17 protein-coding genes and 1 pseudogene are annotated in these 21,647 nt (G+C 54.2%); 17 read left to right on the top strand and 1 reads right to left on the bottom strand.

Annotated features, from left to right (window positions below):
- Window positions 1-102 precede the first annotated feature (102 nt).
- The 14 genes and pseudogenes from HQN87_RS21350 (at window position 103) to HQN87_RS21285 (ending at window position 16,378) form a co-directional block, all read left to right on the top strand.
- Window positions 103-984 carry a carbohydrate ABC transporter permease gene (locus HQN87_RS21350; RefSeq protein WP_173137424.1) on the top strand — a complete coding sequence of 294 codons (882 nt, stop codon included), beginning with the start codon at window positions 103-105 and terminating at the stop codon, window positions 982-984.
- Window positions 984-1,802, top strand: coding sequence for a carbohydrate ABC transporter permease (locus HQN87_RS21345; RefSeq protein ID WP_173137422.1), 819 nt, complete (start codon window positions 984-986; stop codon window positions 1,800-1,802). The genes HQN87_RS21350 and HQN87_RS21345 overlap by 1 nt, the downstream gene beginning before the upstream one ends.
- Before the next feature lie 18 nt (window positions 1,803-1,820).
- Window positions 1,821-3,533, top strand: a complete 1,713-nt coding sequence (locus HQN87_RS21340) for a glycoside hydrolase family 84 protein (protein ID WP_173137420.1) — start codon at window positions 1,821-1,823, stop codon at window positions 3,531-3,533.
- Window positions 3,517-5,046, top strand: a complete 1,530-nt coding sequence (locus tag HQN87_RS21335) for a DUF4127 family protein (RefSeq protein ID WP_173137418.1) — start codon at window positions 3,517-3,519, stop codon at window positions 5,044-5,046. Before HQN87_RS21340 ends, HQN87_RS21335 begins: the two co-directional genes overlap by 17 nt.
- A gap of 54 nt (window positions 5,047-5,100) precedes the next feature.
- Window positions 5,101-5,796 (top strand): N-acetylmannosamine-6-phosphate 2-epimerase, encoded by a 696-nt coding sequence (locus tag HQN87_RS21330; protein ID WP_436836481.1) that lies wholly within the window; start codon window positions 5,101-5,103, stop codon window positions 5,794-5,796.
- Window positions 5,783-6,616: a MurR/RpiR family transcriptional regulator gene (locus tag HQN87_RS21325; protein WP_173137416.1), complete on the top strand. Its 834-nt coding sequence runs from the start codon at window positions 5,783-5,785 to the stop codon at window positions 6,614-6,616. Before HQN87_RS21330 ends, HQN87_RS21325 begins: the two co-directional genes overlap by 14 nt.
- Before the next feature lie 82 nt (window positions 6,617-6,698).
- Window positions 6,699-7,646, top strand: coding sequence for an ROK family protein (locus tag HQN87_RS21320; protein WP_173137414.1), 948 nt, complete (start codon window positions 6,699-6,701; stop codon window positions 7,644-7,646).
- On the top strand, window positions 7,639-9,222 hold the full coding sequence (locus HQN87_RS21315) for an FAD-dependent oxidoreductase (RefSeq protein ID WP_173137412.1): 1,584 nt from the start codon (window positions 7,639-7,641) through the stop codon (window positions 9,220-9,222). The genes HQN87_RS21320 and HQN87_RS21315 overlap by 8 nt, the downstream gene beginning before the upstream one ends.
- Before the next feature lie 417 nt (window positions 9,223-9,639).
- Complete coding sequence (locus tag HQN87_RS21310) at window positions 9,640-11,196, top strand: stalk domain-containing protein (protein ID WP_173137409.1); 1,557 nt, start codon at window positions 9,640-9,642, stop codon at window positions 11,194-11,196.
- A gap of 328 nt (window positions 11,197-11,524) precedes the next feature.
- Window positions 11,525-13,072 (top strand): annotated as a pseudogene (locus HQN87_RS33225) (methyl-accepting chemotaxis protein).
- Between the two features lie 154 nt (window positions 13,073-13,226).
- The gene (locus tag HQN87_RS21300; protein ID WP_173137406.1) at window positions 13,227-13,724 is read left to right on the top strand and encodes a DinB family protein; all 498 of its coding nucleotides are present in this window, start codon (window positions 13,227-13,229) and stop codon (window positions 13,722-13,724) included.
- Between the two features lie 181 nt (window positions 13,725-13,905).
- Complete coding sequence (locus HQN87_RS21295; RefSeq protein WP_173137404.1) at window positions 13,906-14,583, top strand: MBL fold metallo-hydrolase; 678 nt, start codon at window positions 13,906-13,908, stop codon at window positions 14,581-14,583.
- A gap of 27 nt (window positions 14,584-14,610) precedes the next feature.
- Window positions 14,611-15,570: an acyltransferase domain-containing protein gene (locus HQN87_RS21290; protein WP_173137402.1), complete on the top strand. Its 960-nt coding sequence runs from the start codon at window positions 14,611-14,613 to the stop codon at window positions 15,568-15,570.
- Between the two features lie 34 nt (window positions 15,571-15,604).
- The gene (locus HQN87_RS21285) at window positions 15,605-16,378 is read left to right on the top strand and encodes a 4'-phosphopantetheinyl transferase family protein (RefSeq protein WP_173137400.1); all 774 of its coding nucleotides are present in this window, start codon (window positions 15,605-15,607) and stop codon (window positions 16,376-16,378) included.
- 743 nt (window positions 16,379-17,121) lie between these two features.
- Here HQN87_RS21285 and HQN87_RS21280 read toward each other — a convergent pair.
- Entirely contained in the window at window positions 17,122-17,700 is a 579-nt protein-coding gene (locus tag HQN87_RS21280; protein ID WP_173137398.1) for a TetR/AcrR family transcriptional regulator, read from the bottom strand.
- Between the two features lie 131 nt (window positions 17,701-17,831).
- On the opposite strand from HQN87_RS21280, the gene HQN87_RS21275 reads away from it, so the two are divergent.
- From HQN87_RS21275 to HQN87_RS21265, 3 genes are all read left to right on the top strand, one after another.
- Window positions 17,832-18,740, top strand: coding sequence for a ketopantoate reductase family protein (locus HQN87_RS21275; RefSeq protein WP_173137396.1), 909 nt, complete (start codon window positions 17,832-17,834; stop codon window positions 18,738-18,740).
- Between the two features lie 136 nt (window positions 18,741-18,876).
- On the top strand, window positions 18,877-20,697 hold the full coding sequence (locus HQN87_RS21270) for a sensor histidine kinase (protein WP_173137394.1): 1,821 nt from the start codon (window positions 18,877-18,879) through the stop codon (window positions 20,695-20,697).
- On the top strand, window positions 20,694-21,542 hold the full coding sequence (locus tag HQN87_RS21265; RefSeq protein ID WP_173137392.1) for a response regulator transcription factor: 849 nt from the start codon (window positions 20,694-20,696) through the stop codon (window positions 21,540-21,542). The genes HQN87_RS21270 and HQN87_RS21265 overlap by 4 nt, the downstream gene beginning before the upstream one ends.
- The last annotated feature ends 105 nt before the right edge of the window (window positions 21,543-21,647 follow it).

Genomic DNA, 21,647 nt, shown 5'->3' with positions numbered 1-21,647 from the left:
CCCCCCAATTTACATGTTTGTGCCCCCGCAAAGCACCTGAGTAAACCTCTAAGCTAAAGCCTTACTTTGCGGGGTTATTTGAAGGAGAAGGAGGCGTGGCGGGTGTACAAGAGGATTCGATCCGAATCTTTTACCGCGTGGGCGTTTATGGCACCGGGTCTGCTGTTCTTGGCGGTGTTTACCTTTTGGCCGATTATTTACGGGATTCCGCTATCATTAACCGATTATTCTGTCATTGCAGAGACGCGTTACGTGGGTCTGGATAACTTCACCCGGGCCTTCCAGGATCACAATTTCCTGATTTCGCTGTGGAATTCACTGGTGTATGTGCTGATTGTGCCGGTGATCCAGATCCTGGCGATTCTAATGGCGATTCTGGTCAACAGCCGGATTCCGGGCATCAAAATGTTCCGGGCCGCCTACTATATACCGGTCGTAACCTCGATGGTTGCGGTAGCGCTGATCTGGAGCTGGCTCCTGGGCAATAACGGCGTTGTCAATTATCTGCTGCTGAAGGCGGGGATTCTCAGTGAGCAGGTCTCCTGGCTCTCCACGAGCAGCACAGCGCTGTATGTTCTGATGTTCATTACGATGTGGAAGGGTCTCGGCTATTACATGATGCTCTATCTCGCAGGGCTGCAGGGTATTCCGGCGGATCTGTATGAGGCTGCGCGCGTAGACGGGGCGGGTCCGCTGCGGCTGATTGTGCATGTGACGCTTCCGCTGCTGCGTCCGCATATTCTTTTCTGCACCCTGATTTCGGTCATGGGGGCGATCCGCGTGTTCGACGAGGTCTACATTCTGACCAAGGGCGGGCCGGGGACCTCTACACTGACCTCAAGCGTTTATATTTTTCAAAAAGGGCTGGAGCAGTTCAATTTCGGCTATGCCTCGGCGCTCGGGCTGATCGTCAGTGTCCTGGTAGGAGCGCTTAGTGTACTGGTATTCCGGCTCAACCGGAAAGGCGGGGTGAATAGCTATTGATGCCGCGTAGCTTGCGTTATCTGATTACCTATATTCTGCTGATTCTGCTTGCTCTGTTCATGATGGGGCCCTTCCTGTGGCTGCTGAGCGTATCGCTGATGCCGGGGCGCAATGTGTTTGCGAACCCGCCGGCCATTCTGCCCACCTTCATCGCTTTCGATAATTATGTGCAGGTGTGGAACTTCATGAATTTCCCGCGTTATATTATGAACACGGTGGTCATTACGCTGCTTGGGGTAGCCTTCAATATCCTGCTGTCCTGCCTGACAGCGTATCCGCTGGCGGCTTTCCGCTTCAAGGGGCGGAACCTGATCTTCACGCTGCTGATCTCGACCATGATTATTCCGTCGGCGACCGCAATGATCGTACATTATCTGACCATTCAGTCCTTTCATCTGGGCAATACGTTCCTTGGCGTGGTTCTTCCGGCGGCGGTGTCAGTGTTCAATATTTTTCTGATGCGGCAGACGTTCCTGGGCATCCCTGCAGACATCCGCGATTCGGGCAAAATGGACGGGGCCTCCGAGCTGCGCATCTTCATTCAGCTCGTGATGCCGCTCGTCAAACCGGGGATTGCCGTCATCGGCCTGCTTGAGGTGATGGCGTTCTGGAACAATTTCCTGTGGCCGATTGTAGTGCTGGATGATCCGCAGAAGTATCCGCTGGCGGCGGCACTTACGTATCTGAACGGGCAATTCTCTTACAACTTCGGCTGGATAGCCGCCGGTACCATGATCTCGGTGCTGCCGATTATCACCGTGTTCCTGTTCACGCAGAAGTATTATATGGAAGGTATTGCGGGTGCAATTAAAGGGTAACTAAGGAGGCATTATTCAATGGGAATTTCGTTACGGGACTGCCAGTATTTGTTCCGCGATTATTATGCCGGGGGAGAAGAGCTTGTACTGGAAGGTCCGCAGCTGCGCTGTGAGCTGGCCTCACGCTATGCCATGAATCAGGATGTACAGGGTCTGCTGGAAGACGGCGGAGGAATACAGATTCTGAAGCCGGCCGGTCCGGGCGTAGCCACTGCCGACAAGGGCAATGCTGAGCTGATGCTGGAGTACGATGGCTCGCTGGCTGCGGATGGCTACCGGCTGGTGATCGGCAAGGAAGCGAAGCTTGTGGTGGCTGCTTCAAGCCGCCGGGGGCTGAAATATGGGCTGGAGGCGCTGAAGCAGCTGCTCACCATTGAGGGGGACTGCTGCCGGCTGCCGGTGGTTACGGTGGAGGATGAGCCCTCTTTTCCGGTGCGGGGAATTATAGAAGGGTTCTATGGAACACCGTGGAGCTTCGCGGACCGCATGGATGCGGTCAGGTATATGGGCGGGCACCGCATGAACGCCTTCATGTACGCGCCGAAGGATGATCCTTATCACCGGGAGCTGTGGCGTGAGCCTTATCCGGACGACATCTTCGCCGGGATTCATGAGCTGAAGCAAGAATGCGACAAGCATCTGGTGGATTTCTACTATTGTATCAGTCCCGGCAATGATCTGGAATTCCGCAGCAAGGAGGACTTCTCCAGGCTGGAAGAGAAGCTGGCTGCGATGATCGCGGTCGGAGTACGGCATTTCGCGCTGCTGATGGATGACATTGATTATGTGCTTACGGGCGACAACAGGCAGTTTCTGGAACGCTCCGGGGCCGCCCATGCTTATGTGACGAACCGGGTCTACGATTATTTGGCATCGTGTCTGCCCAGCTTCACCCTGGCGATGTGTCCCTCGGAATATTGGTCGTATTGGAACACGGAGTATAAGAAGGATATCCGGGAGCAGCTTCATCCGAATGTAAAAGTATTCTGGACCGGCTACTTCGTGTTCGCCCCGGAGATCGGCCGGAAGCATGCGGAGGATAACCGCAGCTATTACGGGCATGAGCTGTGGCTATGGGACAATGTTCCGGTGAATGACTGCGACAAGGACCGGCTGTTCCTTGATCCGGTGCGCGGGCGCAGCTCCCGGCTCGGGCAATTGGGGCATACGGCGGTCGTTGCCAATCCGATGAACCAATGGGAATGCTCCAAGATCACACTCACAACGATGTCCCATTATATGTGGAACAGTGAGCGGTACATGCCTGAGCTGTCCTGGGAGCTGTCCGTCCGTGAATTCGCTGGAGAGCTGGCGGACGAGATGATGTTCTTCTGCCAGCAGAATCTGAACAGCCGCCTGTATTCCGGCGGGTACCCGGAGCTGGAAGATGCGCTTGCCCGCCGGGACCTGGCGTGGCTGGATAGCTATTTCAGCCGGCTGGAGCAGGCTGCTGAACGGCTTGGCGGGCTAAGTAACGCCAAGTTCGCCGAAGAAGCGGGGCCCTGGCTGCGCCGGGCAACGGCGGATGCCGCGCTGTGGCAGGCTATCCGCAGACAACTGGCGAAGCCGCGGCAGCCGAAGGCCCGGGAAGAGGTACTCCAATGCCTAGCAACCTGCCGGAGCTATGGCGTCCGTCTGGGCAGTGATCCGGCCATACGTGCGGCTGAAGCACTGGGCGTGAAGCTGCCGGAGGAGCTGAAGAAGGAGGATGGGCATGACGAAGCACAGTAAGCTGATCTTCATCCCGCTGGACGAGCGGCCCTGCAATTATGAGTTTCCTTATTTGCTGGCCAAGGAGACGGAATACATTATGGAGCGTCCCCCGGGGGAGTTGATGGGGCTGAAGAAGCGACCGGGTGATGTGGAGCAGCTGTGGTCCTGGTTCGAGGCTGCCTGCGCAGGTGCAGACGGAGCAGTAGTCGCCCTCGATACGCTGCTCTATGGAGGCATTATTCCCTCGCGGCTGCACGGGCTGGAGCCCGCAGAGCTGACCGGACGCCTGGAGCGGCTGCGCGGGATCAAGCAGCGACATCCGCAGCTGAAGCTGTATGCGTTCCAGCTGATTATGCGCTGTCCGCAGTATTCCCTGTCGGACGAGGAGCCGGATTATTATGCGGACTGGGGCCGGGAGATCTTCCGCAAGGGGTTCATCCAGCACCGGCTGGAGCTGGGGATTGCTACCGACGAGGAGATCCGCGAGCTGGCCGAGATTGATCTTCGTCTGCCGTCTGGGGTGCTGGAGGATTATCTCGGCCGCAGAGCGGTCAATATTGAGGCGAACAAGCTGGCGCTGGAGCTGGTCCGTGACGGGATCATCGACTTCATGATTGTTCCGCAGGATGATTCGGCACCGTACGGGCATACGGCCAAGGATCAGGAGAAGGTGCGGGCCCGAATCACTGCGCTTGATCTGGAGCTTAAGGTCTATATGTACCCCGGTGCAGATGAGGTAGGCTGCACGCTGCTCGCCCGGATGATGAATAAAGCCGCCGGACGGAGGCCGCTGGTGTATCCGCGCTTGTCATCCATCCAAGGAGCGTTTGTTACCCCGCTGTTCGAGGACCGGTTCTTCTACGAGACGCTGAAATATCAGATTCTGGCCGCAGGCGGACTGATCGCGTCGAGCGCTGCGGAAGCGGATCTGGTGCTGCTTATCAGCACACCGGGGGAGACGATGGAGGAGGCGGTGTCGCAGAGGCACGCTTTTCACAGCTATGATGTATACCGGAACCTGATGGATCTGGTAGAATATGGGGAATACATGCTGCGGAGCAAGAGGATTCCGGTCGCTGTTGCGGACGTCGGATATGCCAATGGCGGTGATCAGAAGCTGGTCAAAATGCTGCGGCAGACCAACCTGCTGTTCGACCTCGCCGGATACGCCGGCTGGAACACCAGCTCCAACTCGCTCGGCACCGTCATCTCACAAGCGATGATCTATCTGCTCTACGGGCGTACACAGGCGCATCTGGATTTCCTGGCGCTGCGGTATGCCGAAGATGTGTGCTATTGTTCGGTCGTGCGGGGAGAACTGAGCGAAGGCCCGGTGCAGGAGATGGGCTACGGCAAATACGAGCTGGATGGGCCGCGCGGCCGCGTGGCCGCCCGTGTGCAGGAACGGCTGGGCGAAGAGCTGGCTGTCCGGATTGACAGTCCGGCCGGAAGTGTGCAGATTACCGATTGCTATATGCCCTGGAACCGCATGTTCGAGGTGGGCTTGTCTGTGCGGTTTCTGCGCTCTTAAGGCGGGCTTGTCTATTAGAATATAAGAGAGTGGGTGGGGACCCTGAGCAAAAATATACTGGAAAGCTTGCATCTGGGGCTGATTGTCTCCTGCCAGGCGCTGCCTGACGAACCGCTGCACGGGCCTGAGATTATGGCCCGCATGGCGCTGGCGGCAGAGGTAGGCGGGGCTGTCGGCATCCGGGCGAACGGGGCGGCGGATGTCCGGGCGATCAAGCAGGCGGTCGCGCTGCCGGTTATTGGCATCGTGAAGCGCAATTACCCGGATTCTGCCGTCTATATCACCCCGACGCTGCGGGAGATTGAGGAGCTGCTGGAGGCGGGGGCGGATATGATCGCCTTTGATGCGACCCGCCTGAGCAGGCCAGGGAATTGTACGCTGGAGCAAATCATAGATTTGCTGAACGCAAGCCCGGCTGCTTCCATGGCGGATATCTCCACTCTGGAGGAGGCGCTATATGCAGAGTCGCTGGGGGTCAGCTGTGTCTCGACTACACTGTCAGGATATACGCCCTATTCCCGGCAGCAGGAAGGGCCAAATCTGGAGCTGCTGGGGCAGGCTGCACAGCGCCTGAAGATTCCTGTCATAGCTGAAGGACGGATCAGCCAGCCTGCGCAGGTGGAAGCGGCGCTGAACCTGGGGGCTTATGCAGTTGTAGTAGGCTCGGCAATCACCAGGCCGCAGCTCATTACCCGGCAGTTCGCAGCAGCCGCGAGAAAAGTGAGGATGAATGACAATGGAAATGAATGACCGAATTAACACGTATTATCCTTCCATGACCAAATCGGAACAGAAGGTAGCGAGATGTGTGCTGGAGCATCCGGACAATCTGATCTATCTGTCTGTGACTGAGCTGGCCGACTTTGCCGGAACGGGCGAGACTACGGTGATGCGCTTCTGCCGCAAAATCGGCTTCAAGGGCTACCAGGATTTCAAGCTGGTGCTTGCCCAAGGGCTGCCGAAGCGGCAGGTCGCGCAGGATGGCGAGCAGGGGGCAGAAGAGGGGGACTATGCAGATCATCTGTATGCCTCGATGGTAGGAGTCCTGCACTCCAGCCTGGGGATGCTGGACCGGGAGCAATTGCAGCAGGCGGTAGACGCTCTGGATCAGGCCCGGTATGTCCAGTTCTTTGGCGTGGGTTCTTCGGGCATCACGGCACTGGACGCCAAGAACCGCTTCCTGCGCATCGGGCGGCGGGTGGAAGCCAATTCCGACAGCCATATCCAGTCGATGATGGCTGTGACGATGGGGGCGGGCGATGTCGCTTTTGGCATCAGCGTCTCCGGCAGCACGCTGGATACGAATGACATGCTGATGAAGGCCAAGCAGAACGGAGCCAAGGTAATTGCCATGACCAACTACGCCAAGTCCCCGATTGCTTCCATTGCCGACATCGTGCTGCTGACGGCCGGGAAGGAATCGCCGCTGGAGGGCGGCTCCGTAGGGGCCAAGATCTCCCAGCTGTTCATTATTGACCTGCTCTGCCAGGGGCTGGAGCACCTGAATGGCGAGGAGTCCAAGAAGATGAAGGAATTGACAGCCAGAGCGGTCATTGACCGGATTTACTAAAATTAAAGACTCGATAGATTCCACAGGATAAAGCAAGCTTTTATTACTATACGATACGGCGGCGAAAGTGGAGGCGTTTCGAATGCGGCAAGTGATAGGCGTGGACATCGGGGGAACAGGCATCAAGGGGCTTGTAGTCGATGAAAGCGGCACGGTACTGGCCGAGGCCGTTCGCGATACGGAGGCCCGGCTGGGCCGGGAGGCCATTCTCGGCCAGCTTCAAGGACTGGTGGAGGAATTGTTAACAGGCCATCCGGCAGTGGAAGCGCTGGGCATTGCCTCAGCGGGCAGGATCAATATGAATTCCGGCGAGGTGGTCTACGCCACCGATAACCTGCCCGGCTGGCAGGGGATGCAGCTCACGCAGTGGGCTATGGCCGAGTTCGGACTGCCTGCGGCGGCCGATAACGATGCCAACGCCGCACTGCTTGGCGAGGTGTGGCTGGGGGCCGGACGCGGCAAGCCAAGTCTGGTCATGCTGACCCTGGGGACCGGGGTCGGCGGGGCCAACCTGGCGGATGGACGGCTGCTGCGCGGGGCGAGCTGGAGCGGCGGCGACTGGGGGCACAGCGTGCTTGTGCCCGGCGGCCGCCCCTGCAATTGCGGGAAGCAGGGCTGCGCGGAGCAATATGTGTCCGGCAATGCGCTGCTGCGGCTGGCACTGGAGCAGACAGGCATCACCTATACACATGGCCGGGAGATTATGGCTGCTGCGGGTATAGGCGATACAGCGGCGCTGGCTGTTCTGGAGCGCTTTACAGCCGATCTGGCGCTGGTGATTGGTAATATCGCTGCCTCGGTCGATCCCGAATGGATCATTATCGGCGGCGGCGTCATTCAGACCCGCGCCGTATGGTGGCCGATGCTGGCCGGGAAGCTGGGCAGCGGGTTAGCCGGAAGGGTTGCGGCAGCTGAACTGGGTAACCGGGCAGGCTGCTTCGGCGCGGCCCGGCTGGTACTGGAACGGCTAGGCCGGGACAGCAGCGGATCATCTTACGTCAGCGACAAGGAGGAGATAGAGTATGGCTAGCGAACAGGAGAAACGTTCGGATGTAGTAATTATCGGCGGCGGCCTTGGCGGGGTGGCGGCAGCACTGGCCGCAGCTAAGGCCGGGCAGCGGGTTATTTTGACAGAAGAGACGGATTGGCTGGGAGGGCAATTGACCTCGCAGGCAGTTCCGCCGGATGAGCACCGCTGGATTGAGCAATCGGGCAGCACTGCATCTTACCGTGAATTTCGCAGCAGGGTCAGGGACTATTACAGACGGAATTATCCGCTTACGGAAGCCGCCAAGAGCAATCCTATCCTGAATCCCGGCAATGGCTGGGTCAGCCGGCTCGCGCATGAGCCGAAGGTGGCGCTTGCCGTCTTGCAGGAGATGCTGGCTCCGTATGTGAACACCGGGCGGATCGAGGTGCTCTACCATATGGTGCCCGTCGCTGCCGATACCGAAGGGGACCTGGTGACCGGGGTCACCGTCCAGGGTCCGGGCGGAGCGCGGATCAAGCTGCGCGGCACCTATTATCTGGATGCTACGGAATGCGGCGATCTGCTGCCGCTGGCTGGGGTAGAGCATGTCAGCGGCGCCGAGTCCCGCAGCGAGACGGGAGAGCCGCATGCACTGGAGGAAGCAGACCCGCTCGATATGCAGTCGATTACCCATGTGGCGGCAGTAGACTACATCCCGGGCGGAGATTATACAATCCCGCGCCCAAGGGATTATGATTACTGGCGCGGGTATGTTCCTTCATTCTCGAAGTATCCCATCTTAAGCTGGTTCGCTTCCGATGCTGACGATACAACCAAGCTGAAGCAGTTCACAATGTTCCCCAATGAGCAGGGCATTGTCTCCCTGTGGGATTACCGGAGGATCGTAGACCCGGCCATCTGGACCGAGCCGCTGAATGACGGAGAGGTCACGCTGCTGAACTGGGCGCTGAACGATTATTATGCCGGTCCGCTCATCGGCGTGCCATCGGAGGAACGGGAACGGCACTTGGAGGGGGCCAGACAGCTGACCCTCTCGCTCGTGTATTGGCTTCAGACAGAGGCTCCCCGCCTGGACGGCGGGCAGGGTTATCCGGGGGTGCGGCTGCGCGGAGATGTGCTCGGTACAGAGGACGGACTTGCCAAAGCCCCGTATATCCGGGAATCGCGGCGCATCAGGGGACTGTATACCGTTGCCGAGCAGGATGTGAGCAAGGAGCTGCGCGGGGCGGCGGGACCGCGCCGTTATGAGGACAGCGTGGGGGTAGGCAGCTATCATCTGGATCTTCACCCTACAACGGTGAGCCAGCGAACCTTCTATATCCCGAATCATCCTTATGAGATCCCGCTCGGCGCCTTGATCCCGGTGCGGGTCAAGAACCTGCTCCCGGCCTGCAAAAATATCTCCATGACCCAAATCGCCAACGGCTGCTATCGGCTGCATCCCACGGAATGGAATATCGGCGAAGCAGCCGGTACTCTAGCGGCTTATGCCATCAGGCAGCAAGTGGAACCGGCAGCGGTAAGAGAGTCGGCGGCGCATCTTCAGGCTTATCAGGAGCAGCTGATGGCGCTCGGGGTCCAGCTGCACTGGACCGAGGAGGAGCTGGAGGCTTGATCGGATCATCCCCGGCAAGCCAACCCGGCTCAACCGGCTATAATCTCAAATCCAAGGTAAGGTGCCCGTCAGCGGGGCGCCTTATTTGCTATTGTTTTCTTGGTTGAAGGGTTCTGGAGGTAAGCAAGTGGATAAACGTATCTTGTTTTGTTGATCTAATAGGAAAAGGAGGAAGCAGGTGGATATAATACATCTAATTTGATTAGTTTCGCTACTTTTAGAGAAAATACGCAAATTAAGTGTCATTTTTCCAACTGCTATCGTACTATGGATTTTTCGTCCATCAGCAAGTGTAGAAAATCCAACTGCTTCCTTTTGACCAAAGAATAGTCTGGTACGGTTATCACTTTTTCGATAAGGTAATGGTATACAAATGTCGAATCTAGTCATTACGACAATTCAAGGAGTGAATCTATTTTGTGTAAGCCGATCAAAATTCTATCAACCACTGTACTTGCTTTCTTGCTATGCTTCGTTTCTATTCCATCCGTATTTGCAGAAGCCGCTCTCATCTCAGACAAGAATCTGGAACAGGCGATTCGTGTCGAGCTGAAGAAGCCGGCCGCTCCCCTTACCAAAGAAGATCTGCAGACCCTAACATCACTATATCCAAGTGATTCTGCACAGAAAATCATCAGTTTAAGCGGACTAGAGTATGCTGTTAATTTAGAAAGCTTAATGCTCCCGGGGCTTGGAATTACTAATATTGAGCCACTTAAAAATCTGTACAAAGTCACCTTCCTGGCTCTAAATGACAATCAGCTCAGTGAACTGGAGCCATTGCAAGCGTTGTCCCAACTGGAGCAGCTGAATCTTGATTCGAACAACATAGAGAAGCTCGATGCACTGGCGGGATTAACCCATTTAACAGACTTGTTAATCGGTAATAATCAGCTTAAGGATATATCTCCAATTCAATCCTTAGACAAACTGAACTGGTTAATCATAAGCGATAATCAAATCCAGTCTCTTGAACCGTTAAGAGATCACCCGGAACTAGAACATCTATACTTTGATAATAATCGGGTCCAAGATATTAGCGTCTTAACAAGCCTTCCGAAGCTTAAGGAGGTTTCACTCAGCAATAATCCTCTGAATGCGAGTGCTAAGAAAATCCTGACCGAACTTGCTGCCAAAGGCGTCAAAGTGCTTGATGAAGATAGTAAAGAACCTACACCACCTTCAGATCCTGACGAAATCATGGTGCAGCTGAATGGCGAGAGCATCAAATTCCAAGTTCCGCCCATTCGGCAAAATGGATCTGTAATGGTTCCGTTCCGCACTATTTTCGAAGCGCTGGGACTCAAGGTTGACTGGGATCCAAAAACGCAAACGATCAAGGGAAGCAAAACAGGTACGCTTATCAAGCTTAAAATAGGATCAACTACTGCTGAGATTAACGGCAATCAGCAAAAACTGACCGTAGCCGCTTCTAACATCAAGGGCAGCACCTACGTTCCATTACGTTTTATAGGTGAAGCAGTGGATGCGAAGGTGAACTGGCTGGCGGAGATTCAAACCGCCACAATATCTACGAAGCAGCTATTTGCAACCAAAGATAAAAAAGTCCAAGTCACAGGCTACAGTGATTGGAGAGACGTAACATCTTCTATTGAGAATGCAGGAGATCATCAGCTTATCTTAATCTCATCCGAGATGAGCACGCTGCTAATTCGTCATTACAGTAAGAGCGATTTAGATATGAACTTCCAACAATATGTCAGCTTCGTCAAAAAAGATATAACGGAGAAGAATGTGGCCAAGATCACTGAGCAGTCCGTGAAGGTAGGGAATATTGATGCGAAGCAGTTGGCCTACAGCGTAAGCAATAAAAATGAACAGATCAAATTTCGAATGATTCTATTCGAGAAAAATAATGAAATCTATACCCTTGTATTAACTTCTCCATCGCAGGTCCACAGGCAAGCTAACGCCGAATTCAATGAAATGTTAAAAAGCGTTAAATTGAAATAGCATCAAAAGAGATCGGGTTTATACTTAGCGGCAGAACAAGACTTTAGGTCAAATCTTGTTCTGCCGCTGCTTTTTCACCGTTGCGCCTCGAACCCTCCACATACCGTACCCCACCCTGCCCACCAACCCACTCCAGTCACCGCATTTATGTTAATTTTTAAATATAAATTTATATATTAAATCTCATGCGTATTATATACTCTATTTAGCCATTTCAGATGAAGTGGAATAACCTACGAAACGGGTACCATCCTTATAAGGACGGCGTAGCGTTTCTGCCTGTATGCATTAGAAGATTACATCTTGAGATGAGGAGAAACGAACCTACATGCCGATTCTAAACAAATTCAAAGGAAGTTCAGCAAAGGCAACTACAGTCCAAGCAGCTACACCCCAATCAGAGGGTCAGCTTATTAATTCATTAAGGCAGTATGTGGAGCGGGCTGAACGTAAGGAAGAAGGGCAATCCGATACCTCTTCCGATGCGGCCCCTGATGAACTGCAATCTTTGTTAACGCGACTAACGTCCGTGATACATAAGCGTGAGGATCACTACAGGGTTAGATTAAACATGATTACAGAGGCTATCGAGGTAGCGTTGTGGGAGATGGATGTGTATGAAGGGGACCCGGTGAATCCGCACAATGAGTTCAGATGGTCCAATGAGCTGCGCCGGATGATCGGCTATACCGATGAGCATGATTTCCCGGATGTGCTGGAGAGCTGGTCCAATTGTCTTCATCCTGAAGATAAGGGCGGCGTACTGCAATTATTTGCCGATCATATGCTGGATAGAACCGGCACGATTAAATACGATATCGAATATCGCCTGCTAACAAAAGCGGGTCAGTATAAATGGTTCCAGGCCACAGGGACAACCGTACGTGCTGCTGACGGATCACCCATTATGGTAGCAGGAGCCTTGTTAGATATTCACGACGCCAAAATAAAGCAGGATGAGCTGAATGCCCTAGTCGTCCGCTATGATCTGGTTAATCGTGCGCTGATTGAAGCCCCTTGGGACATGACCGTGCTGGCTGGAGATCCGGTCAATCCGAATAATGAGTTCTGGTGGTCGGAGCAATTCAGAAGAACGATTGGTTTTGAAGACGAGCATGATTTCCCTAACCTGCTAAGCAGCTGGAGCAACCAGTTACACCCCGAAGATCTTCAGCCCACGCTGGATGCCTTCGCCAATCACCTGAATGATTACACAGGACAGACGGACTATAAAGTGACCTACCGGTTACGCTCCAAGAATGGCGAGTATCGCTGGTACCACGCAGGCGGCGAAACGATTCGTGATGAGCAGGGCGTCCCCCTGAGGGTAGCAGGAACGATCTGAGATGTTACGCATGAAATCAACAAAGAGGAAATCATCAGACGGGTGAATCTGCAGATGGAGGGCTTATTGTCTGCTATCAGCGAGATCGTCCAGGGGATCGTATCGGTAACCGAGCAGGCTCAAGATATGTTAGAAGTCCAAGAGCAATCCCACAAGGCTGCAACAGAAGTGAAGGTAAAAGCGAATGAGACCAAAGAAATCACCCAATTTATCAGCGAGGTTTCCAATCAGACCAGCTTGCTGGGTCTTAATGCATCCATTGAAGCAGCACATGCCGGGGAATATGGCAGAGGGTTCTCTATTGTGGCGACTGAGGTCAGAAAGCTCGCGGACCATAGTAAGACGGCATCGAACAGTATTGAAAAAACAATGCAGGAAATGAATGAGCGGATTGACCATATCCTTACCAAAATTAACAGCATGTCCAGCTTGACCGAGGCCCAGGCCGCTTTGACGGAAGAGGTTAATGCTTCTGTGGAAGAGGTAAGCACCATGTCTGAGGAGCTGTTAAGCATTCTTCGTACGTTGTAACGGTTAACAAACAGGGAAGGCTGCCATGAATGTGGCAGTCTTTTTGTCATGAAGTTTGACAAAATTACTAAATACAGATATATTTAGTTTCTGTAAATTATATTTTGCACAATTAAATATTTTCGATAATACATAACCAAAAAGGAGCTTACAAATGTCAGAATCGAATCATGCTTTTGCTCAAGCGCTGGTGAAATCTCTGGTGGGGGAACGCGGGCATATTCCGATGGCCAGAGCCTTGCCGGATCTTACCCTGGAGCTTGCCGGACACACTGTAGAAGGAATCCCCTATACGATCTACCAGCTGGTGAAGCATATGGGCTACTGGCAGGATTTCATGCTGGCCCATCTGGAGGGCAACAAGCCGCACAGTCCCGCAAGCGTTCAGGAAAGCTGGCCTGCGGAGAGTGCTCCGGCAGACGAGTCGCAGCTTCAGGAGGCTATTGAGCATCTGCTGCAAGGCGTCGAGAAAGCCGTTGCTATTGCTCAGACTGCCCGGCTTGACGAAACGCTTGCACATTTTCCCGGTGAGACGAAGGGCGGGCTCTTACGCAATATTGCCTCACATAACTCCTACCATCTGGGAGAGATTGTGCTGCTCCGCCGTCTACAGGGAGCGTGGCCACCGCCCGGAGGCGGTTATCCAGCTTAAACCCCATCGGGAAAGGACATGACCTATACGGATTTAACTTGGAAAAGTCTGCAATGTACAGTTGCAGGCTTTTTACAGTGTAAACATTCATTGACAGTTCAAGAACAGGTAGATGATAATTTAGGAGATTCATAGTATAAATTATGGAAATAGGGCACATCAAATTTTCATGGAGGCGGGTATGGAAGAAACGTACGATCTGTTTACCCTCAAGACGCAGTGCATGAACTTTTTGAATTATGCTTATCTCGGCATTGACAAGACTTCCCGCAAAGCCTTTGTGGTTGATCCGTCCTGGGATGTATCGCAGATGATTCGTATTCTGGAGTCGCACGGGGCTACCTTGGAGGCTGTGCTGCTGACCCATTCTCATTTTGATCATACCAATATGGTGAAGAAGCTTGAAATGCTCTATCATCCGGCCGTCTATCTCTCCAGAACAGAGGCGGATTACTACAAATACCAATGCAAGCGGCTCAGAACCGTCGAGGATATGGACCGCATTCAAATCGGTGATTCCGAGATCACCTGCCTTGTGACTCCCGGCCATACCCAGGGAAGCGTCTGTTACTGGGGCGAAGACCATCTGTTCTCCGGGGATACGATATTTATTGAAGGCTGCGGCTTGTGCGACAGCGCTGGAGGTTCAGCGGAGGATATGTTCTACAGCATTCACCGGCTGATCCGGCTGATCCCGCCCAGCGCGCGGGTATTCCCGGGTCATTCCTTCGGCGATCCGCCGGGCAAGACGATGAGCTATCTCTATGAGAAGAATCTGTATTTTCAGATCGACGATCTCAATCATTTCGTCAACTACAGGAACCGGAAGAATAATGGCAGAGTGTTTGATTTCAAGTAAGCCGCTCCACATTCGGGAGGTACGGAAATGCATAGCGACATCGTATTTATGTTCTCAGGGCAAGGCTCGCAATACTACAAGATGGGGCTTGAGCTGTTTGATAAGCATCCGGTATTCCGGCAATCTATGGAGCGCCTGGACCGGATTGTTCATGATCTGACCGGCACAAGCGTGATCGAGGAGCTGTATCTGAGCGCGAAGCCCAAAGGAGCCAGTTTTGAAAATATTGTCTATTCTCATCCTGCAATCTTCATGCTTCAATATGCGCTGGCGGAGACGCTGGAAGCTGAGGGAATCACTCCCCGCTATACGCTGGGGGTCAGTCTGGGCGAGTATGTGGCGCTGGCGGTGGCTAAGGTGCTGACGCCTGAACAAGCGCTGGAGCTTATCGTGAAGCAAGTCGAGCTGCTCCATAAAACCTGCAGGACCGGTGCAATGATTGCCGTACTGGACAATGAACAGTTCTATCACAGGAATGCGGAGCTGAATACCCGCTCAGAGCTGATTGCAGTGAATTTCGAGAGGCACTTCACCATTGCCTGTAGAAGCGGACATATCAGCGAGATCCAGCAGTTCATCAGAGAGCAGGGCGTGGCCAGCCTGAAGCTTCCCGTGAATTACGCCTTCCATTCCGCGTTCATCGCTGAACTGGAGAAGCCTTACCGTACATATATGCAGAAGATCGAATTCAAGACTCCAGCCCCGGGAGTGACTCTGGTATCGGCTATGGCCGGGGGAAGTGTGCAGACCGCGGATGAATCCTTCCTGTGGAATGTAGTGAGGCAGCCGATGAATTTCCGCGGGGCATTGGTGAGCCTGACTTCCGGCGGGCAGCGGTTGCTGCTCGATCTGAGTCCATCGGGTACGCTGGAGAACTTCAGCAAATATATTCTGGGTAAACCGCTGGCTCAGCAGGTCCGGTCGGTGATTACACCGATGGGCAGCGAACTGAAGAAGCTGAATGAGATCGTGGCGGAGATTAAATAAGCCGATACCATAAGTAAGAATAGGGGCGTAGCAGATGCAATATACAACCTTTGCAAGACAATACGGACATTTCCTCACAGACACGGTGAGAAGAGTACGTCTGGAGCTGGAAGGGCCGGAGGGGAGCTACGGGCTGGGGCTGAGCGTGGTCTCTTTGCCGCCGGAGGACGGTCCGCTGGATTACCTGAGCGCGGCGGAGAAGGAGCAGTATTTCGGCTTCCGCTATCCCAAGCGACGCAACAGCTATTTGCTTGGCAAGCTGGCTGCCAAAATGGCCGTGGCCGGGGATCAGGATGACCTAGCGGGGATTGAGATACAGCACGGAATTCTGTTCCAGCCGATGGTGGCTGGTAGCACCCGGCGGATTACCATTACCCACTGCGATACGCTGGGAGCGGCGGTAGATTATGATCCCCGTCTTCTCGCAGGCGTTGATATGGAGCTGGTAGATGAGAAGGCGGTGGAGGGGATCAGAAGAATTACCAGTAAGAGGGAGGAGGCGCTGAACGGGGAGCTTGGTCCTGAGCTTGCGCCGCCGGTCTTTCTGACCCTGCTCTGGACGGCCAAGGAAGCGATGTCCAAAGTGATTCAGACCGGCTTCACGGTCCCCACGGAGCTGTTTGAAATCAGGCAGTGTACCCGCGACGGGCAGGGAGTTATCAGCCTGTTCAAGAATTTCCCGCAATTCAAGGCCCTGTCCATTCTGCGCCGGGAATATGTCTACACCCTGGTGCTGCCAGCCAAAGCCATGACCGATTCCTCCGAAGCCCGGCTGCTGCAAGCTTTACAGGAACTGCTGCCGGATTGACCTGCTAACAGGCGGGCAAGAAGCCAGGTTGGCTCCCAGGAAGAGTAGCGGGAGTAGTAGTATCAGTATCAGTAGTAGTAGGGAGTAGTAGTATAGGAGCAGGAGTAGGGGAGCAGGAGGAGTAGCTCGAGTTGGAGCTGGAGGAGTAGCTCAAGTTGGAGCAGGAGGAGTAACTGGAGTAGCTAGAGTAGTTAGAGTAGTTAGAGTAGTTAGAGTAGTTAGAGTAGTTGGAGTAGCTGGAGTAGTTGGAGTAGTTAGAGTAGTTTGAGTAACTGGAGTAACTGGAGTAGCTGGAGTAGCTCGAGTTGGAGCTGTAGCAGCAAGCAAGTGGACAAATGTATCTTAATTTATCCATTTCTGGAGATTACTCGCAAGCAAGTGGATAAACAGCATCTATTGTTATCAACTTTGAGAGTTTACATGAATTGCGATCAATTAAGTGTCGTTTATCCAACTACTGTCGCAGCAGGACCCATTTGTCCATCAGCAAGTGGAGGAAATCCATCTATTTGCCTACCCGGACTAATTCTACACCATCGGCGTCCAGCCCCGTCATTCCCGCACCATAGGAGTCTACTCCATCATTCCCGCACCATTCGATCCTACACCATCGTTCCCGCGCCATTCGTTCCTGTCACATCGTTCCCTTGCCATCGTTCCCGCGCTATTCGTTCCTGCCACATCGTTCCCTCGTCATTCCTCCCACACCTTCCCGCCCCCTCCAAAAAGCAGCGATCCTCCCATCATGGGAGATTCGCTGCTTTGTTTGTGGTATAAGGCTCTTGTGCCACAGAGGAGATTCCGGAATTACATAGCATATCAATCAGCTGTAATAACTCCTCCGGGGGCAAATCCTTGTGCCTGCGCTGCCATAGCCGAAGCAGTGAGAATGAGGTGGAGAGCTGAAACTCGATGAGATAGGGGCTCAGTGAATGATCATCAGGGAGACAAGGCTGTGGTCCCTCCGCGAAAAACTCGCTTTTGAGTCTCTCAGCAAAGCGCATATTGCCGTAATCCCCCAATAACGCCTGCAAGGCCGTTTCATTCTCCTCAAAAAACTGCAGCAGCTCCTGCGGCTGCGGAGAGTTATGCTCAGCACGGCTCAATTTCTCGCGGATAGCCTTGAAAATATCGTTCTCAATGAAATGAAGCAAATCGTAAACATCGGTAAAATACTGATAAAAGGTACTCCGGTTATACCCGGATCTGTTCGCAATCTCCTGTATGGTGATTTTCTCTATCGGCTTCGCGGAATAAAGCTCACAGAACACGTTGATAAAGGTTTGTCTTGTTTTCTCCGTTACTTCAGGCTGTTTGTTCATCTCTTGCCTCCTTGCAAGCTAGTGATCATCCGACAGATCAGGCGCAATTGTTGGTTGTTGAACAAGTGGTAACGCCGTATGATTCATCATACAACACATTGTCTGATAGTCAACATACGAGGGGGATAACGATGGATACCACGAACAAAGATACGCACAAACATAAGCACACACATGAGGAGAGCCCTAAGAAAATACTGGTCTACGGCGCCGGGGCCCTCGGCAGCCTGCTCGCTGCCCGCCTGCATGAGGCGGGGCATAACGTCGCACTGCTCGCCCGGGGGGAGCGTCTGATCAGCTTACGCCAGCATGGTGTGCTGCTCGCCGAAGGAAACAGCCCGGACATCCGCAGCGTGCCGGTGCCGGTGGTCGAGCATCCGGACGGCGGCTACGACCTGTTCCTGGTCTTGGTCCGCACCCATCAGGTGGACGCCGTACTGGATTCCCTGTCTGGTCTGCACGGTGATGTATTGTTCATGCTTAACTGGGCGGCCGGCCCGGAGCCGCTCAGCAGGAGGCTTGGCCATGAACGAGTCTTGCTCGGCTTCCCGGCGGCGGCCGGTACGTTGGACGGCGAGGTGGTCCGCTATCGTCCAGATAACTTCATAACCCGTCTCGTGCAGACCCCTATCGGCGAACCCGATGGCCGCACCACCCCGCGGGTGGAGCAGATTATACGTGTGCTTCGCAGCGCCGGGCTCAGGGCCAAGGCTGAGCCGCACACGGATGCCTGGCTCAAGACGCACGCTGTGATCGAGGTGCCGCTCTTGCAGGCGGTATTCGCGGCGGGCGGGCCGAAGGCGCTGGCGGATGATCCCGGCGCGGTGCGCCGCATGATCCGCCATATGCGGCAGAACCTGGCCGAATTGTCAGGGCCGCCGGTCCCGCGCATGTTGGCCTCGCTGCTGAAGCTGCCGGAGGTGCTGCTCACAGCGCTAGTGCGGAGCTTCCTGCGCAGCTCGGTAGCGGCTCAGCTCAACAACCCCTCGCCTGCGGCGGTAGCCGAGCTGGCGCGGCTGGCCGAACAGATTCGCACATAGCCTAGCCGGAGGCTCTGGCAGGTCCTGGACGGCTGCATCAATTTTACCGATTCCGTTGACAGGTTGTGTATAATACAAGGACAACCCACATGTAACGGAGGGAACGATGAAGCGGTTCATGTCTTATCCATCCCTCTTGAAGAGGCTCCGGGCGCTGCTGCCTTTTTCGTTCAGCGGCAAGCAGCCGCTCCGGCGAAAGATTCTGCTCAGCAACATCCTTATTGTATCGCTGGCGCTGGTTATTTTTATGATCAGCATTCAGCGGATTGTCTTCAACCAGACCCTGGAACGAACCACAGCCAGCTCGCAGCAGGAAGTGAAGCTCGTGAAGCAGTCAATGGAGACGGTGTTCCAGTCTGTCCAGAATTTCACCAAGTTCGTCCTGATCCATCAGGACACCCAGAAGCTGCTCAGCAGAGACACCGGGTCCAGCAATGATGCCGCTGCGCTGAAGTCGATCTATAATACACTGGCTGCGATGCTGGAGACCGAGCCGAATATTGACTCTGTTATTATTGAATCCTTAAGCGGGAACCTCTATTATTCCTCGAACCTGACCGGCGTTACCCGGCAGAGTCTGGACATCTATCCCAGAGAGGCGATGAATGCAGCCAGAGGCGGGGCGGTCTGGGCAGATTCTCTTACGCCGACTTTCCTGTCGGGGATGCAGCACAAGAATATGATCAGTGTGGGCAGAGTCATCATGAGCATGGAGAAGGGGACCCCGCTGGGTTATATTTATGTCAATATTGACGAACGGACGCTCGCCCGGCTGTACCACAATGAACAGACCCGCAAGAACTCCACCCTGGTCATTAACCGGAACGGAAGAATTGTCTCTGCGAATGAGGCTTCGAGTGTGAATCAGCCGCTTGAAGAAGCTTCCCTTGCCCGTTGGGCAGAGTCGGTCTCGCAAGGGACACGGACGCAGCAAGTCGCCGGAGAGCGCTATTTAGTCTCATTGCAGAGCCTTGCCCCCTATGACTGGAAGGTGATTCACCTGGTTACGATTTCAGAGCTGACCTACGGATATTGGAAAATCGCCCTGTTATTAGCCGGCTTCGGGCTGATCAGTATGCTCTCGGCAGCGATACTCTCCGTTGTATTCACACGCCGCCTGACCCGGCCCTTAAGCCGGCTCAGTGAGGTGATTGTCGAGGTGGGGAACGGGAACTTTGACCGGCGTGCTGCTGCCGATTCAGAAGACGAGGTGGGCCGGTTGGGGGCTACCTTCAACGAGATGGTAGAGCATATTCAAGGCTTGATGGGCAGAGTCGAAGCGGAAGAGAAGACCAAGCGAATTCTGGAGCTGCGGCTACTCTATTCGCAGATCAAACCGCATTTTTTGTACAACACACTGGATACGATAAGGGCGATGGCAGTGATGTCGGGCGAGAAGGAAATTAGCCGTATCCTGAAGGCGCTGGGCGAGTTCTACCGGATCTCGCTAAGCAACGGCCAGGAGCTGATCACCGTAGCCCAGGAACAGAAGCATCTGGAGAGCTACTTATATATCCAGCAGATCCGCTTCAGCAGGCTGAATTACCGGATTTCGTTCGAGCCGGGCCTGGAAGCCTGCCAGGTGCCTACGATGCTGCTCCAGCCGCTGGTTGAGAATGCGATCCATCATGGCATTAGAGGAATGGCGGATGGGGGCTGGTGTGAAATCACCTGCCATATCGAACGGACAGGCGGGCAGAATGTGCTCTGCTTCACCGTCCGTGACAACGGCAAGGGCATGAGCCAGGAGCAGCAGCGGCTGATCTGGTCCGGCCATGACCAGGGTGAGCGATACAGCTTCGGTCTCCGGAATATTCAGGACCGCATTCAGCTGCGGTTCGGCGAAGCTTACGGGATCGCCCTGGCGTCAGAGCCGGGAAGCGGCGTGGAAGTGAAGCTGCGCTTACCGCTGCTCTGGAGAACGAATGAACAGGAAGAGGGGACAGCCAGAATATGAATACAGCGCCGTTAGCCCGTGTCCTGATTGTGGATGACGAATATTATTTCCGGCAGCTTCTGATCCGTCTGGTGGATTGGGCTTCCGCGGGGTTCGAGGTAGCCGCAGAAGCGGAGGACGGCTCGGCCGCGCTGCGGATCATCGGGGAACAGAGCATTGATCTTATTATTACGGATATTGAAATGCCGAATATGAACGGGCTTGATTTTATTCAGGAGGTCCGTAAGCTGAACTCGTCGGTCAAGCTGATTTTTATCACAAGCTATGATAATTTCTCTTATGCACAGCAGGCCATCTCACTCGGAGCGGACCATTATCTGCTGAAGCCCGTCGATGAGGATGCGGTGGAACAGGCCCTGACCACGATCCGTGCCCAATTGACGGAGAAATGGGAAGCGGAGCGGTACATCAGCCAGTTGAAGCGGCAAGCCGGTTATGTGCAGGACCCGGAGGCGTGGCGGGGCCGTGAGGAGAAGCGGCAGAGCAGCGGTACAGCATTGATCGGCAAGGCCATTGCCCATGTGACTTCGCATTATGCCGAGGATACCTTGTCACTGCAGAATACAGCCAGCGCCCTTTTCGTGAACCCGAGCTATTTAAGCCATGCGTTCAAGAAGGAGACCGGCGAGTCGTTTGTGGAATATGTGACGAATGTCCGCCTTGGCAAGGCGATGGCGCTGCTCAGTCTGGGGAATTCCGAGGGGGAAGCCTCCGCGCCCAAGATAGCGACGATAGCCCGTCAGGTGGGATATAAAGACCCGTTCTATTTCAGCAAATGCTTCAAAAAAAGATACGGAATTACCCCGAATAAAGTACATAGCGGTTCCTATTCAGATCCCTATTGAGAACTCTATGAAGCAACCGCGCAGGTCCGGTTATTGTAGCCGGGCTTTTTTATTGTGTTAAGTCACCATAAATCCTGCGTAAAGCTGCGGTTAACATGGGAACAC

The sequence above is a fragment of the Paenibacillus tritici genome (assembly GCF_013204885.1).
In the GTDB taxonomy this organism is placed as follows: Bacteria; Bacillota; Bacilli; order Paenibacillales; family Paenibacillaceae; genus Paenibacillus_AQ; species Paenibacillus_AQ tritici.
This window is presented reverse-complemented; position numbering and strand designations above follow the sequence as displayed.

Coding starts and splice junctions, on each gene's coding strand:
- HQN87_RS21345 (WP_173137422.1), top strand. CDS start 984: ATGCCGCGTAGCTTGCGTTATCTGATTACCTATATTCTGCTGATTCTG.
- HQN87_RS21340 (WP_173137420.1), top strand. CDS start 1,821: ATGGGAATTTCGTTACGGGACTGCCAGTATTTGTTCCGCGATTATTAT.
- HQN87_RS21335 (WP_173137418.1), top strand. CDS start 3,517: ATGACGAAGCACAGTAAGCTGATCTTCATCCCGCTGGACGAGCGGCCC.
- HQN87_RS21325 (WP_173137416.1), top strand. CDS start 5,783: ATGGAAATGAATGACCGAATTAACACGTATTATCCTTCCATGACCAAA.
- HQN87_RS21320 (WP_173137414.1), top strand. CDS start 6,699: ATGCGGCAAGTGATAGGCGTGGACATCGGGGGAACAGGCATCAAGGGG.
- HQN87_RS21315 (WP_173137412.1), top strand. CDS start 7,639: ATGGCTAGCGAACAGGAGAAACGTTCGGATGTAGTAATTATCGGCGGC.
- HQN87_RS21300 (WP_173137406.1), top strand. CDS start 13,227: ATGTCAGAATCGAATCATGCTTTTGCTCAAGCGCTGGTGAAATCTCTG.
- HQN87_RS21295 (WP_173137404.1), top strand. CDS start 13,906: ATGGAAGAAACGTACGATCTGTTTACCCTCAAGACGCAGTGCATGAAC.
- HQN87_RS21290 (WP_173137402.1), top strand. CDS start 14,611: ATGCATAGCGACATCGTATTTATGTTCTCAGGGCAAGGCTCGCAATAC.
- HQN87_RS21285 (WP_173137400.1), top strand. CDS start 15,605: ATGCAATATACAACCTTTGCAAGACAATACGGACATTTCCTCACAGAC.
- HQN87_RS21280 (WP_173137398.1), bottom strand. CDS start 17,700: ATGAACAAACAGCCTGAAGTAACGGAGAAAACAAGACAAACCTTTATC.
- HQN87_RS21275 (WP_173137396.1), top strand. CDS start 17,832: ATGGATACCACGAACAAAGATACGCACAAACATAAGCACACACATGAG.
- HQN87_RS21265 (WP_173137392.1), top strand. CDS start 20,694: ATGAATACAGCGCCGTTAGCCCGTGTCCTGATTGTGGATGACGAATAT.